Source organism: Vibrio sp. T20 (assembly GCF_007858795.1).
In the GTDB taxonomy this organism is placed as follows: Bacteria; Pseudomonadota; Gammaproteobacteria; order Enterobacterales; family Vibrionaceae; genus Vibrio; species Vibrio satsumensis.
Genome location: NZ_VFEB01000138.1, coordinates 38560 through 54552, shown reverse-complemented (window position 1 = coordinate 54552; position 15993 = coordinate 38560). Strand labels below are relative to the sequence as shown.

The window sequence follows — 15993 nt, the reverse complement described above, 5'->3', positions numbered from 1 at the left end:
CATCTACTACGACAACTTTTATAATTATGATTTCAAATACTAACAACGTCACCGATGTCGCCATTGTCGGCATTTCTTGCGCTTTTCCTGGGGCAGAGGACAAAGATCATTACTGGCAATTGCTGGTGAATCATCACGTCGCCACCGATCTGCCGAGCGGCTCAGTCAACGCCGGCCGAGTCGCCGCTGAGGGGGAGCTGGATACCCCTTACCATTTTGACGCGGCTTACTTCAACCTGTCCCCTCGCGATGCCAAATTCATGGATCCGCAACATCGCAAACTATTAGAACACAGCGTTCTGGCCCTGGCCGATGCCAATGTGGTTGAACACCAAGCCAACAATCGTATCGGCTCTTTCCTCAGTGTGGGCGCCAATCAGTATTACGCCCACTGTTTGGCTCATTCTCCCTATCAGAAAGACAATCACTTGCAATACTCACTGGCCTTAGGCAACAGCCATCATTGTGTTGCAACCCAGATCGCCTACCAACTCAACTTACAGGGTCCTGCCTATACCATTTCTACTGCGTGCTCCTCATCGTTAGTGGCGGTCCATCAGGCGTGCCAAAGTCTTATCACCGGAGAAAGTGATCTCGCTTTAGCAGGCGGAGCCAGCATCATTACTCCCCATGGGCAAGGGTATGAGTACATGGAAGGCAGTGTCCTATCGAAGCAAGGTCGCTGCCTGCCTTTTTCCGCTGACAGTGACGGAACCGTGCCTGCCAGCGGCGTCGGAGTGGTGGTGTTGAAACGTTTGTCTGATGCCTTACGCGATAATGACCCTATTTACGCCCTGATCAAAGGGGGAGCCACCAATAACGACGGTACGCGCAAGGTGGGTTACACCGCGCCAAGTATCGATGGTCAGGTCGAAGTCATTGAACGCGCCCTGTCGTCCAGTGGGTTAACCCCCTCTGACATCGCGTTTATCGAATGTCATGGTACGGCAACGACGCTCGGAGACCCGATTGAAGTCGAAGCTTTGGCCAGTCGTTACCCGTCAGCTACACCCGATACACAGTACGCATTAGGTAGCGTGAAATGGAACATTGGCCATACCGATACCGCCGCCGGTGTCGCAGGTTTGATCAAAGTGGCCCTGTCCCTGAAACACAATGTGATGCTCGGGTCACCCTACCTCGAAGCCTACAATCCCGAACTCAGGATGGAGGAGAAACCCTTCTATGTTCCGACCAGTAACGCAGCTTACCCGGCTCAGCAACAAAACGCGGCCGTCAGTTCATTTGGCATGGGGGGCACCAACTGTCACCTGATCCTGTCGGCCTCACCAGACACACGCCAGCCCCAGCCCCTACTTCAGGCTGAGCCTTATACCGTGCCACTGAGCAGCCGTCACAATAGTACTCTGGCCACCCAGGAGCTGAAGCTGGCCGACTGGCTCGAATGCCATCCTGAGGCGACCATCGCCGATATCACAGGCACCCAAAGACAGTGTCGACTCGATGAACCTTACCGTCGCTATCATATCGCCGACTCCGTGCCACAACTTATCCAGTCATTGAGAGCACCGAGCCGGGAGGTCGTGCACGCGATCTCTCACCCAGAGTCGGTTCTGGTGGTCGAAGGTCAAGGCGCCGCCATTCAGGGCGCGGCACTGAGCAGGTACGAACACTGTGCCCGCTTTCGCGAACTCTTCGATCAGTGCATCGCGTTGTTTGAGCGTGAGCCCGGTATGCCAGCGGACCTCAAACGCGTCGCCCTGGAGCCTGACTATGACCCCGATCTGCAGTCTCGGATGACTCTATACGCCCAACCGATCCTGTTTTCCATCCAATACGCTCTGGCCCATACACTGAAACAACAAGGGGTCTCGTTCCAGTCTTACATTGGCCACAGCCTTGGCGAGTGGATAGCGGCTGCGATTGCTGGACTTTGGTCACTGGAGGATGCGGTGCGTTTAATAGCCTGCCGAGCGTCTCATATCCAAGCGTGTGACGAGGGGGCGATGATCGCGATCTTCGCTGGCGAAGCCCGTGCCCGTCAGTATTTATCAGGCACGCTGACCATTGCTGCGTTCAATGGCGAACACATGACGGTCATGGCCGGTGAAACCCAAGCCGTCCATCAATTAGCCGACAGGCTGCAGAAAGACGCGATTCGCTGCAAAATCCTCCAGACCAATAAAGCCTTTCACAACCCGATGCTTTCCCGCGCCGTGGCGCCGTTACGGGAAGTCCTGACTTCGCTCACCTATCATTCAGTGAAAGGCCATCTCTACTCGAACTTAAAAGGGAAAAAAGTCGCTTTTCGTCGCGTCGCCAACCCAGAATACTGGATCGAGCAACTGCTTCAGCCTGTCCAGATGACCGGAATCTTACGTGCGTTAAATACATCACGCTGTGTATTGACCGATATTGGCGTCAGTCCTTCGATGACCAATATGTTCATCGCGCACAAGGCGGAATTGTCGACGGTGCTACTCAAGGTGCCCGACCGACTCGACGCCCCTGCTTTAACCGACTTCCTTGGCCAATTCTGGTCTCTTGGCGGAACGATGGCCTGGGCTTCCCTGCCACCTTTGACATGGCAAAAGTGCAACCTGCCAGGGCCTGGCTTTAACCAGACTGAGTTTTATCAATCCCCAGCCCCTGTGTCCTCAGACTCTGGACTTAAACGCACAGTCGACCAATGGTTTTATCAAGACAGTTGGCTATGCCATCCTAGGCCAACGCGGTCGGCAGGCTCAATGTCTTCTGTCGCACACTACTCAGGCTGGTACCAACGTGAAGGTCAGCTGATCTATCGCGGCTTTCACGCCGGAGAGAACATCACTCCGTCGCAGTTATCTGCCTTTCTTGAGCAACTGGAACGCTTGACCGCCGATGACATTAAGACTTGCTATATCCTTGTGCAAGTCGCCCATCCAACGATGAGTCACGAGTTATCCGAGTGTTACCAACGCGCACTCAGCAGTTTAATCACGGTCATTGCGCAAGAAGCGCCACACCTCACCGTACGTCTCATCGGTCATCAACCCGACGACGAGCGGATCCTCACCACGGATCTAGATGCGCTCACCCAACATGCCTCATCTGTTTATGTCGACGAACAGTCTGTCTGGCATAAGACGTTGGTTCCCGTTCAGGCCAGTTGCGAACCCTACGTCTGGCAACGCAACGGCTATGTGATGATCACCGGAGGGTTGGGCAAAATAGGCTTGAGCTGGGCCCGATACCTTATCGAGCACACTCAGCTTGAGGTCGTGCTCACTGGACGTAAGCCAGGCTCGCAGGTCGTCGCCTTACTCTCAGACCTGCCTCAAGCCCTGACGAACCCACTAGAGAACCGTCAGGCACTCTCGGCGCTGCTCGATTCACCTCGCGTGCATTATGCCAATGTTGACGTCGCAGACGGCCCCACACTGATGAGTAAAGTGGCGGGGTTCAATGATCAGTTTGGACCGCTGCATGGTGTCATTCACTGTGCTGCCTACACCGCCTTGGAGGGGCTCAACCCCGTATTCTCTAGCGCCACGTCGACGATCGCTCAACACTATCAGGCCAAAGTCGACGGTACTCTGGTTCTGGCATCGCTGTGTGATAAGTATCAACCAGACTTTTGCCTGTTAATGTCTTCGATTTCCACCCAACTCGGCGGCTTTAATCTTGGTGTTTATGCCTACGCCAACCAGTTTATGAACGACTTTGTCGTCACTCGCTCGCACCAACCAACGCGTTGGATGAGTATCTCCTGGGATGGTTGGGACCTCCAAGATGACCCAACACTCTCGCCGGAAATCAAAGCATTAGCCATCAATCATCAGGACTGTGATAACGCGTTCTCCTGGGTGTTTGATCATCTCTCTTTGTCACATTGCGTTGCCTCAACCCATGATATCTATCCTCGCCTCTCGGAATGGGCCTCTCATGCGGTGGCTAACCCAGACGCCTCAACCAATGCCCTCTCGAGGGAAACGATCGAGCGCAAGGTCACCGACATTTTTTGCCACCTGCTTGGTGTCGACCACATTGAGCCTAATCGCAATTTCTTTGACATGGGCGGAGAGTCGGTGGTCTTCTCTACGCTGGTCGCCGAAATCCGCTCTCAACTCGCAATGACGCTGCCGCTTCATGCCTTTATGAATGAGCCGACCCTGAGTCATACCATTGATCTGCTGGCCGCTTCGTCCTCCGTCCAGCGAGATCGCGGCGCCGTGGTAAACACTCTGACCTCTCTGTTTGAGGAGCTCTTGGACAGCACTGATGTGACAGGCGATAGCCATTTCTTCGAGTGCGGCGGAGATTCATTGGTCTTCACCCAGTTGGCAAAACGCGTCAAGCAAGCCCTCGACTTTACTGTTTCTCTCAGTGAGTTCATTGACGCCCCGACCATAAATCATCTGGCGGATTTGATTTGTGGGCGTCACTGCGAGTCCGAATCCGAGCACTACGATGACTTACGTCTTCGCGCCGATCTCTGGCCAGTGTCGGCTCCAGCCGAGACCGACGATCGCGTCTTTCTGGTGACAGGAGCCACGGGGCTACTCGGTGTTAACTTGGTCGCCCAGCTCTTACACCGACCCGATGTCACTCACGTGGTGGCGTTAGTCCGAGCCGAAGATAACGCTCACGCGATGCAACGTATGCTCGCTCAGTTGGATCGCTTTGCCCCTGACACCGACAGCACAAAACTCCGCGTAGTGTGCGGTAATGTCGCTGAGCCAAAGTTGGGATTGGCCCCTTCCTGCTACGAGCAACTCAGTCAGGAAATCACCGATGTGCTGCACAACGCCGCTCACGTCAACCACATCCTCGACTACGCGACACTCAAAGCCAGCAACACCTTAAGCATGCTTTCCGTCCTTGAGATCGCCGCCGAGTGTCGCCACAAGCACATTCACTTTGTGTCGACTCTGGCCTGTGTGTCAGAACTCGACCGTCACAACCACTATGTGGAGTCGTTGCCAACTCGGGCAATCCAACCCGCTAAGCACCTTAATGGGTACGCGCGCTCCAAATGGGCAACGGAAGTCTTGCTAGAGCAAGCAATGGAACGCGGCTTCTCGGTCAATGTCGTCCGTCCTTCAAGCCTTGTGGGTCATTCATTACATGGGACCTTCAATGCCGAAAACGATCATATCTGGCTGTATGTGAAAGGCTGTCTTCAGCTCGGCAGCTACCCTGTCATCGACAATGAAATTAACATCACCCCCGTCGATTTCATGTCAGAACTGATTGTCACCATCTGTCTGGCCAATCAAAACAAGGTCTACAACCTGCCCACCCCTTACGTGGCCCAAATGAATGACCTGTTTCACCACCTGGCGGCGCGAGGATACCAAATAGAAGGGGTCTCTCTGCCTGAATGGCGACAACAAGCGACCCACAATGCTGATCACAATAACGCCTTGTACCCCATCCTGTCCTATTACCTCAGCGACAACTCGGATGACGACATCATTGCTCCAGATTATGGCAATGTCATCGTCGATAACACGCACGCGTTATTGCAGGCTAAAGGGCTGAACTTCCCGCAACCTGAGCAATTTATCCCGCACTTAGTCGAATATTTAGAACTCGTTAATTTCTTTGGGGACCACCATGTACAGTCGTGACAGGCATCTTATTCATCACCAGTTCGCTGACGTCGTTCAACGCCATTACCACGATATCGCCATCGCAGATGGCGATCAGCAACTCAGCTACGGCGAGTTGGATGCCGCCGCCAACCGGGTCGCCAATGCGATCCTCAATCACCACCCTCATGGTTCTGAGCCCGTGATGGTTTCTATGCACCGCAGCGTCGCTGCGGTGGTAAGCATGCTGGCCATCCTGAAAACAGGGCGTCCCTATCTGCCAGTGGACGATAGTTTCTCGGAGTCACAACTGACGTATATCGCCCAGGACAGTCGCGCGACCTGTATCATCAGTGCTCGCCCTCTCAGCCAACCCCCTGTGCCTGTCTATATTTATGACGATTTACACCAGCACGACACGACAACCACGCCCGAGATTGAGCCCGCCTCGGCGCCGCTGGCGTATATCATGTATACGTCTGGATCGACGGGGCGGCCAAAAGGGGTCGAAATCGAACATGCGGGCGTACTTCGTCTGGTCAGTAATAGTGACAACATCACGTGTCAGACTCAGGACGTCATCGCACACTGTTCGTCGATTGGCTTTGACGCCTCGACACTTGAGATTTGGCTGCCCTTGCTTAATGGCGCGCAGATCTATGTGATCGCGAAGCAGGATGTGCTCGATTTTGAACAGTTTGAACGCCAAATCAACATCGGTAATGTCAGCACCCTTTGGTTGACCGTGGCACTGTTCAACACCCTGGTCACGCGCCACCCACAAGCGTTATCCACACTAAAGACGCTGATGATCGGCGGCGACGCGCTCAATCTTGATCTGGTACGCAAGTTCCTGCGCAGCGACCACTGTCAGCTAGACACCTTCCTCAATGGCTATGGCCCGACCGAAAACACGACCTTCACCACCACCTTCGATATTTTCGGGCTCAGCGATAGTCACACCAGTGTGCCTATCGGCCGTGCGATCACAGGGACGGAAGTGGCCATCATCGACGAGCACAACCAAGCCGTCACTGGCGGGCAGATCGGCGAGTTGATCACCCGAGGGCTTGGCTTAGCGCGAGGCTATACCTGCCCACATGAAACCGAGCGCAAATTTTTTATTTATAACGGCGAACGACACTACCGCACCGGGGATCTGGTGCGCCGGCTACCGTGTGGGAACTTAGAATTCGTCAGCCGCAAGGATCACGAAGTCAAAGTCCGTGGTCTGCGTGTCAATCTCACTCAGGTCGAAGAAGCCTTTCATCAGCAGACGGTTGTTCAGCAGTGCTATGTGCGCTGTGATAAGACGACACTGAATGAAAGATTAGTCGCCTACATCGAAGTCGCGGACAACAGCATCGAACAAGAGCGTCAGTTACGTCAGGACGTTGCCGAAGTCCTCCCCGCCTACATGATCCCTGAGCGATTTGTCTTATTGAGCGCGATCCCTCTGACACGAAACGGTAAACTGGATATTGAGGCTATTGAAGACCACATTCGTCCATGCGCGTCTCACGGTTCAAGCCCGCTGGCGCCAACGGGTACCATTGGAGAGAAGGTACACGCCTTGTATCAGAGTGTGCTGGACACCAAGGACTCAGACATTCCGACCACTCGCAGTTTCTTTGAGCTAGGCGGAAACTCATTACAGATCTACCAATTGCTCAACGCGTTGAACGAAGAGTTCAATATCAAACTGACCGTCAAGCAGGTTTTGGACAACCCGAGTATTCAAGCTCTGACAGCGCAGATTGAGCGACTAGACATCCACCGCTCTGCGGCTTCGCCAACGTCATTTGCCCAGGAGAAAACCTGGCCGATTTCCCCCGCTCAACGCCGTCTCTGGTACGTTGAACAGTTGCGCCCATTAGACAATGTGATCGCCTTAGGCTATGCCCTGAGCGGTGACATCGATCATCAGCGTTTCCAATCAGCCTGCCAGCATACGGTCAGTCAGCACGGCATCTTTAGTTGTCGGTTTGTCGATCGCAACGGTGAAGTCCAATTGGAACCGGTTCAGCATGCGCTGGATTTTCAGGCCCTGAGTGACTCAGACTGGCGGTCCACGTTCGAGCAAGAAATCGCCACGCCATTCGATCTGCACCACGGGCCGATGCTGCGTGTGCGTTTACTGACCACTGGCCCCAGCCAGCACATCTTACTGTTGTTCTCGAACCATCTGATTTTGGACGGTTGGTCGGTCCAACTGCTGCTGCAGGCCATCAGTGATCATTATGATTGTCTGCATAAGGGGTACCCGCTCAGTGACACCGTTCAGCACGACTATCAAGCGTATTGTCTAACCATGGCTAACCAGCGCTGTTCGTCCGCGCTGGAAGCCGATCTGGCTTTTTGGCGCCAGCACCTGATTGATTGTCGCTTACCAGACGTGCTGCCCAAAGCCGCCCGACCTCTGCCACAGGCGGACGCGCAATCGTCTTTTATCCCCCCACATCGTGTCTCACTCCCAAGTGAGCTGAGTGAAAAGTTACTCGCTCAGGCTAAAGAACAAAAAATTAGCCTTTTCAGTCTGTTAACCCATCACTTTGGCGAAGCCCTGTGTCAGTTTTCTGCGTTGGAAGAGGTGGTTTTAGCCATTCCCACCGCCAATCGAGAAGGCTTTGCGGACACCATAGGTATGTTCGTCAATACCATTCCTTTTCGCTATCAGCGTGACAGCGATGCCCTCTCCGCCCACCAGACATTACAGCACTGTCTGAGTCATGCCGGAGCCTATCTTGATGAAATCCAACAGCATCTGAACCTGCATCAGTCCTCAATCAATCTGGATCGCTTACAAGTTGGGATTGCCCTACAAAATACCGGGCACGACCGAGGGTTAACACTCGCTCACTGTGACAGTCAGTTTTTCCCTTTGCCGACCGTCAGTGCGCGTTTTGATCTGTTTGCGCATTGTTTTGTCGTCAACCAGCACATCGAGATCGAATTTGAATTTAATCCGCACTTTCTTTACCCAGAATATGTGGACAGCATCTGCACCCTCTTCACTCAAAGGCTTAACGAATCCGTCGACCTCACAGTGAGTCCCCCTCATTCGCTTGGCGAACACGCACCGAAAAAAGGGCCTGCTTATCGTCCTGAGCTGGTATTGGAAACGCTGGGCAACATGTGGGCATCCCTTGACCAACAAATTGCTGTCGTGACCCATGATACCCACTACCCCTATCGTCAGTTGAGTGACGACGTACAGCAACTGAGACTGGCACTGACTCACGCTGGCATCACCCGCGGGCAGCGTATCGGCGTTCAACTTGAGCTTAGCTATGAGTATATTGTGACCATCTTTGCGCTATTGCTAAACGGCTGTTCGTTTGTTCCGCTTGATCGTCGCTACCCTCAGCAAAGGCTGCAATTCATCATTGATGATGCGAGGTTAGGTGGCAGCATAGGTCTGAGTTCAACAGAGCAGCCAGACGCACTCTTGACGACAGTCGGTGCCAGCCCTCTCCACTTCACCCGCTATACCTCAGCGCCTTCCAGCGACAGTGAAAACGAAGCCTGTTTGCTATATACCTCCGGCTCGACGGGGACACCCAAGGGCGTTGAAATCTGCCTTGATTCAATCTTGCGACTCACCCAATCGCCGAACTTTCTTCAGATGTCGCAACAGACGCGTTTTCTTGTCGCCTCATCTCCAGCGTTTGACGCCTCACTGCTGGAAATATTTGTCCCTTTGGTCAATGGGCTGAGTTGTGCGGTCGTTGATAAAGAAACCTTGCTCGACTACCCCAAACTATCGCGTCAACTGGCTCTTCAAGGTATCAACACGGCTTGGCTAACGGTCTCGCTGTTCAACGATATTGCCACAACTCGTCCGCAAACCTTGAGACACCTAACCGGACTGTTAATTGGCGGGGATGCGCTTAACCTCAATACGGTGCGCGCGTTCCTTGCCAGCCCCCACTGCCATCTTACTCAGTTCGTCAATGGATATGGCCCTACCGAAACAACCACCTTTGCGACCTGGTTTGATATCCTGTCATTACGCGATCATCATCACTGCGTCCCTATCGGGCAGCCGATCAATGATACACACGTCTATCTACTTGGGGCTGAGCGTCATGCCAGTCAATGCGGTCAGGTAGGCGAAATCGCCATTGGGGCCCCCTGGCTCAAACCCAATTACCACAATCGACCTGAGCTCAATCAGGAAAAGTATTGCTTCAATCCGTTTTACTCGCTTGACGGTTGTCGCTATTTGTATATGAGTGGCGATCTGGCTCGGTACAACCCGCAAGGTGACATCGAATATATAGGTCGACGCGATCATTTGGTCAAAATCCGTGGCCATCGGGTTGAACTGTCAGGCATCAACCACGTTCTGTTGGCTCACCCTCTGGTCAAAAATGCCCACGTTGGCGTGGTTGAAAAACCGGACAAACACATCGTCGCGTATCTAGTTCCCAACAACGCTGACGTCAATGTCGCTGATATGCGCAGCACCGTGATGAGTTACCTGCGCAACACTCTTGAACCCTTTCAAGTGCCATCAGGGTTGGTTTTTGTCGAACACCTGCCCCTGACTGTCAACGGTAAGGTGGACCAACGGGCCCTCAGCCAGTATGAATTCGATGCGAGTGAGGCGTCGATTCTCCCTCGCAATGATCTGGAAGCCCTGATCCACCGTTGTTGGACAGAGTTTATTGATGATGACCAGTTCTGTGTCACCGCACGATTTTTTGATATTGGCGGCCATTCATTATTGGTATCCAAAGTCCTTCATCGATTAAGCGCCCTGACCGGACACAGCATTAGCTTTGTTGATTTTTTGCGTCATCAAACCGTAGCTGAACTGGCGTTATGGCTAAGCGATAACTCAGCGCTGACACATGAGGGGCATGGTGCATCGCTTGTACTGAGTCACTCCCAACGGGCAACGTATCCTGTGACCCTCGCGCAACTCAACCTGTATTTTTCGCACGAGTTCGCCGTTCACAAAGCTTTGTACAACATTCCACAAGCCCGGCTGTTCGATAAACCGTTGCACGCTCAACCATTACAACAGGCGGTAAACATCCTGATGCGTCATAGCCGTGTGTTAAATGTCGCGTTAACCTTCGATGAACAGGATAACCTGCACATGAGTGCTCGCGAGCCACAGGAAATAGATCTCACCGTCCATTCTGTTGAAACGTTAAGCGACGCCATCGCAGTGTGCCAAACCCTAGCTGAAACCCCCTTTGATCTTCAGCTCGGTCCGCTGATCCGTTTCGACCTTCTATCCATCGCAGAGACACAACAGTCGGTCGTCTTTATCAATATCCACCACATCATCGCCGATGACGCGAGCATGCGGTTTATGTTCAGGGCATTGATTGATGTCTACCACCAACAGGGGATTCCCCCAGCAGGGTACGACTTCTTGGATTATAGCGAGGCTGTCATGACCGCGCCCCCATCCGAACAAGACGAATCACTTAAGGCATTTTGGACGAATCAGTTTGAAGGCTACGAGGGTATCCTTAAGTTCACCTCTAACGACCGCTGTGATCTACCTAGTAATCTCGGCTTTCGCCAACAATTCGATATCACTCCCGAGGAGTTATGTCAGCTCACACAACTGGCCAGCGCCGCACAGGGCACCCTATTTGAAACCGCATTAGCCCTATATCAGTCCGCCGCATCACGGGTGGCAAAACGCGCTGATATCGTCATCGGGTTCCCGTACTCACCAAGGGTGGATATCGGTTTGTTGGACACCATCGGCTATTTTGTCGATGTGATCCCGACTCGCGTGTCCGTTTCAGAAACGAACACCGACGTTAACGACCTCCGCGAGCGCATTCACATCAATCGTGCATTTCTGGCACATCGACCTGTTAATCAAACAATTTCATATATTTCCGGTATACGTCGATGCTACAATTATGCGCCTCTGGTCCAGAACGTCTTCGCATTTCATGGTCAGGACAACGCCCCATTACCAGCAGGGCAGTCGCTAGAGCTCGACAACCGTTACTGCCGATTCGATACCGTATTTACGGTCTTCATCAACAATGGCCGCGGCTCTGTCGTCGTGGAAGGAGCTCAGGACCTATATTCTTACTCCATGCTAGAACGTTTATTCACCGCGTTTATCGACATGATACAAGGGGTAAGTTCGACAATCAGTGAACCATTACTCACGCAACAATCGTTGGTTATTCAAGAATAAATAAAAGGAAAACAACAATGGCTATCAGACCTATTATCGAAGTGCCAGATGACAGACTTCGTGTGACCTATCAGAGCGTTGACGACGTCAGCACCGTGCAAACATTGATCGACGATATGTTAGACACCCTTTACGATACCGATAATGGTATTGGACTTGCGGCCGCTCAAGTTGGCCACAGCGAAGCCGTACTTATTATTGATATCTCAGCAAGTCGTGATCAGCCACTGATCATGATTAATCCTCAGATCATCGAGCATGAGGGAATGATTGACAGTGAAGAAGGGTGCCTGTCCGTCCCTGGTGTGTATGCCAAGGTACAACGCCACCAGCGAGTCAAGGTGCAAGCATTAAATCGCCAGGGAGAAGCATTTATCATCGAAGACGATGACTATCTGGCGATTGTCATGCAACACGAAATCGACCACTTACATGGCAAAATCTTCATCGACTACCTGTCTCCGCTCAAACGCAAGATGGCGATGAAGAAGATTAAGAAATTCCAACGGGCTAAAGTCACGGCGGCTTAAGAGTACTCACAATGAATAAGCAATTATTGAATGACTTCCTCCGCCAAGAAGAGTGCCCGCACTTACTGATGGACTTTGGTAACCCGGCCTTTAGCGAACGTATGCTCAAAGAGCATTTGGATCAAAACAGTGAATTTGCCAGCCGTAAACTCGATGAAATCGAGCGGCAGGTTGATTTTCTTTACCAGCGCTATCTCAGACCCGGCGATAAGGTCTTGGATCTTGCCTGCGGTCCGGGTTTGTATACCTCGATGCTGGCAAACCGACAGGTGCACTGTACGGGATTCGACATTTCTCCAGCGGCGATTCACTATGCGCAACAGCAAGCCAGTCATTATGAACACTATCAGGTCGCGGACCTCAACCAGTTCAAACTGGATACCCAGTTTGACTTGGTGCTGATGCTGTTTGGTATTGCCAATAATCTTAAGGATCTGGACGGCTTACTTGCGCAGCTCAGAAGCAACCTAAAGCCCGAGGGTAAACTGGTGATTGAGCTAATGGATCTGGCGTTCATGAAAAGCCTAGTGGCTGGCGACGGAACCTGGACATATATGCATGAGGGCGGATTGTTGAGTGATAACCCACACTATCAACTCTGTCGCAGAATATGGCATGAAGATGAAGGCAAGTTGATCGACAGAAACCTAATCATCGACGACAATACTCAGATTCAAGTGTTTGAAGGACTCTTTTGGGGCTACTGTTTAGATCGCCTTGATGATCTGCTTGAGAATAATGGTTTTCTCCCAGCCCGCAAAATCTGTCACGAATTGGAGAAAGGCGAACTGACACAGCACTTCTTTTTGATCGAAACCGCTTTGATGCCTTACTAATTTCAGTATTGCAATCTGCGTCCCCCTCCCCTCTCACCACTGGCGACGGGGGGAGGATGTAAGATAGTCTTCCCGATATATATCAATAACTAAATAACAGCATCTTGAAATGTTCCTCTACATCACTATTTTTAGCGTTGGTGTGGGGCGTTCCATCTAATTAACGTTCAGAGTAGTGGGGCTAAGATGTTTTTATCCTGAAGTAACTTCACCACACTCAACAAAGAAATTCACAAATGCTGCATAACTATAGTAATCCTAACATAAGCTCAGTTTGGGTAAATTACCGCTGTTTACGAACACGAGCTTGTTGAGCGAAACTAATAATGGGGCATTTTAGAGCTAGGAAGAGCCAGCACAACTAGTTCCGGCTCAGCATTGGAGATCAAGTTACTGTGATAAGTAACCTTTTCCTCATTTTGAGGATTTACTAGGTTTTAACCCTGGAGTATTTCCTGGAGTTTTTTTATTGTCACGTCGACGTTGATCTGGCTTTCCTGTCGATTTAGCGATTGGTTTTGGACCCGGTTTCAAACCCATGACTATATCCTTAATTTTATCGAGGTTATTCCTCATTCACGATCTGTGGGCAACATCGGGACCTTTCAAGGTGTGAACAAAAAACAAACAAAAATAATGTAAGTTTTAATTGCTGAAACACATTTTGGGGCAAAAATGCGCTAGCTGAGATCAAGCTAGTATTGTGATCATCAAGCGCTTAATTACCGAAGGCGCTTGTCAAAATTCGATAACTAAGAGCTTTCTTTACTTTCCTGATCTCCACCATCATCATCGGCTACGGTTAAACATATCTTCTCAACCTGGTTTAACGTTGCTTGATCTACAGCACCACTTTCGTATAAGTCGTTTACTGTCTCATGCACCATATTCAAAACATCACTCATCTCATACTCACTTTACTACTTGGAAAAATTTTGTCTTAACAGTTTAATATCAACATGCCCAACAAAAAACCATCAAGCCTAAACATGATGGTTTTGATTCTTAACTGCTTGTTCAGCAGGCAGGTTGCTTTCTTCCTGGCCTATTCTTAGCTGCCTATGCGGCAGGACACAGCATCAAAGTGCCGCTTGATGAGTTTGCTATTTTCTTAGCTGCCTATGCGGCAGGACACTGTTAACTATAGTCGCTAAGCTGTTAATTCCACGGGTTTACATCGCAAATCCATAAAATACCCTTTTTCTTCTTACTTCTGTAAGTCCTTGTTTTTAAATCTCTAAAAAAGGGCTGTCAAAAAAGGGGCAAACACGTAACTCAGGTACCGTGCCTTTTCTTTCTTGATTGGTGGCTAAACCATAGCTATTAAAGTTTGCTGCACCGCGCTCACCGACAAACTCCTTTTGTACAAACAACATATAACCTTCCCCAGATGAAGCGCTGGAGATTGGTATTCGATGAAAACTATCGATGACCCGCTCTTCATTAGTGACTGGTAACGATGGTTCAGCACCAGATTGTTCGGCTCTCGCCATACTGCGTTTGATTCGGCGTTTCTTAGAGCCTAAAAAGCTTTTTCCAATCGTTTGGTTACGGGTAAACCTCACCTCTATCGCAGTGTCTGGCACCTCACAAACACTAGAAATCTCAAACAAACCTTCATTCACCATCACAGAGAAATAGGGCTGAAAAGAGAGTCCAACCATGATCTCTTTATCTTCGGCAACAAAAGCTATGGTTTGACCAACCGTAACATCACTCCAGTCGGGAAAGCTCACACCTATTTTATTGATGGCTTGTCGGTTATTGACCATAAACAAGTGCATTTGGGATATACACCGTCCTGCCAATAATTCATGGTCGGCTTGTGCAGGCATGTAACGTATTAAGAAATAGTAACGCTTAGTCATATCTATCCCTTACTTCGCTTTAGAACAATTGAATAGGCCGCCTTTGATCAAGACAGACATGATGAAGTGCACATCATTTGGGATGACTTGAGAAGCTGTCATACTTTCAATCCAGTTCTCTGTATTTCTGAGCAGTTGATAGAAATCATTTCCATGGGACACGTGTCGCCTTGCTATAACGTATTCTCGATCTGCCCCATATTCGTTCACTCTTAATGGTTTATCTGCGTTTTCATGCCACCAATCGTCAATCGATTGCAACGCTGCACCAATTTTTTGACCATGAAATGCAACAGTTTCCTTTCCGTTCAATAGTTCGACGGTAGCTAACTGCTTAGTAGGAACACCATCTTCTCGGCTATCTAAAAACTCTTGGCTTGGGTAAACCTCATCTCCCCAACCAACTCCGATTTTAGCTTTGACATCCATATAGAAATATTCGGTCGGATCGGAAAGGGCTCGCATCAAATAGGCGGTGAGCTTTTCTAGGCATTCTGCTGAAGCCTCATCCCAATGACCATACCAAGAAAGCTTTGTTGCGTTTTCTACAATCAAGGTTTCTGAATCACTGGTGGTCACTTCTATCGACAGCTTTCGACACTCCCTGTTTCTCCAAAGCCAACGGCCAAGCAGTATATTCTTCGCGTATCGATGAGCGAGCTCCTGATACCCATTGAGCTCTTTATAAGTATTAGCCAGTAACGAAAGTTTACTGCGCACTTCATCGTCACTACAGATATCAGGGGTTAGAGAATTGGCTCGAATTCGAAGCGGGAATGCACAGTAGATATCATCGACACCTGGCTTTACGTAACACTCTTCGATGAACTGAGGATTGGAGTGAGCTAAATCTTGTGGAGCAACATTCTTTGCTACGAACTTGCCCCCTTTATACGCTTCTGCATAACCACCTTTTGGTGCGCGCAACCTAGTTCTATCAACTTCAAGGGGACACATCTCACCACTTTTAGATAGATAGTAGAAATATGCTTTGCCAGCAGAGAGTGATCGAACGTAGTTCAGCTGAGTGCAAAGTTCCAT

The 15993-nt window shown here is 50.6% G+C and carries 7 protein-coding genes; 4 read left to right on the top strand and 3 right to left on the bottom strand.

The annotated features are described in order from the left end of the window. Positions 1-26: 26 nt before the first annotated feature. Genes FTW16_RS15685 through FTW16_RS15670 form a run of 4 tightly spaced genes read left to right on the top strand, consistent with a single transcriptional unit; the run spans position 27 to position 13084 of the window. Positions 27-5576: a type I polyketide synthase gene (locus tag FTW16_RS15685; protein WP_146491750.1), complete on the top strand. Its 5550-nt coding sequence runs from the start codon at positions 27-29 to the stop codon at positions 5574-5576. Beyond that, the gene (locus tag FTW16_RS15680; protein ID WP_146491749.1) at positions 5563-11718 is read left to right on the top strand and encodes a non-ribosomal peptide synthetase; all 6156 of its coding nucleotides are present in this window, start codon (positions 5563-5565) and stop codon (positions 11716-11718) included. The genes FTW16_RS15685 and FTW16_RS15680 overlap by 14 nt, the downstream gene beginning before the upstream one ends. A 17-nt stretch (positions 11719-11735) precedes the next feature. Further along, positions 11736-12248 (top strand): peptide deformylase, encoded by a 513-nt coding sequence (gene def, locus FTW16_RS15675; RefSeq protein ID WP_146491748.1) that lies wholly within the window; start codon positions 11736-11738, stop codon positions 12246-12248. A gap of 11 nt (positions 12249-12259) precedes the next feature. Further along, complete coding sequence (locus tag FTW16_RS15670; RefSeq protein WP_146491747.1) at positions 12260-13084, top strand: class I SAM-dependent methyltransferase; 825 nt, start codon at positions 12260-12262, stop codon at positions 13082-13084. A gap of 752 nt (positions 13085-13836) precedes the next feature. Here FTW16_RS15670 and FTW16_RS24550 read toward each other — a convergent pair. From FTW16_RS24550 to csy3, 3 genes are all read right to left on the bottom strand, one after another. After that, positions 13837-13989, bottom strand: a complete 153-nt coding sequence (locus FTW16_RS24550; RefSeq protein WP_017108320.1) for a hypothetical protein — start codon at positions 13987-13989, stop codon at positions 13837-13839. Positions 13990-14313: 324 nt separating this feature from the next. Then, positions 14314-14952 carry a type I-F CRISPR-associated endoribonuclease Cas6/Csy4 gene (gene cas6f / locus FTW16_RS15665; protein WP_146491746.1) on the bottom strand — a complete coding sequence of 213 codons (639 nt, stop codon included), beginning with the start codon at positions 14950-14952 and terminating at the stop codon, positions 14314-14316. 9 nt (positions 14953-14961) lie between these two features. Continuing rightward, positions 14962-15993, bottom strand: a complete 1032-nt coding sequence (gene csy3 / locus FTW16_RS15660; RefSeq protein WP_146491745.1) for a type I-F CRISPR-associated protein Csy3 — start codon at positions 15991-15993, stop codon at positions 14962-14964.

Excerpts from the sequence above, each read along its gene's own strand:
- FTW16_RS15685 (WP_146491750.1), top strand. The coding sequence starts at position 27 with ATGATTTCAAATACTAACAACGTCACCGATGTCGCCATTGTCGGCATT.
- FTW16_RS15670 (WP_146491747.1), top strand. The coding sequence starts at position 12,260 with ATGAATAAGCAATTATTGAATGACTTCCTCCGCCAAGAAGAGTGCCCG.
- FTW16_RS15680 (WP_146491749.1), top strand. The coding sequence starts at position 5,563 with ATGTACAGTCGTGACAGGCATCTTATTCATCACCAGTTCGCTGACGTC.
- csy3 (WP_146491745.1), bottom strand. The coding sequence starts at position 15,993 with ATGGAACTTTGCACTCAGCTGAACTACGTTCGATCACTCTCTGCTGGC.
- cas6f (WP_146491746.1), bottom strand. The coding sequence starts at position 14,952 with ATGACTAAGCGTTACTATTTCTTAATACGTTACATGCCTGCACAAGCC.
- def (WP_146491748.1), top strand. The coding sequence starts at position 11,736 with ATGGCTATCAGACCTATTATCGAAGTGCCAGATGACAGACTTCGTGTG.
- FTW16_RS24550 (WP_017108320.1), bottom strand. The coding sequence starts at position 13,989 with ATGAGTGATGTTTTGAATATGGTGCATGAGACAGTAAACGACTTATAC.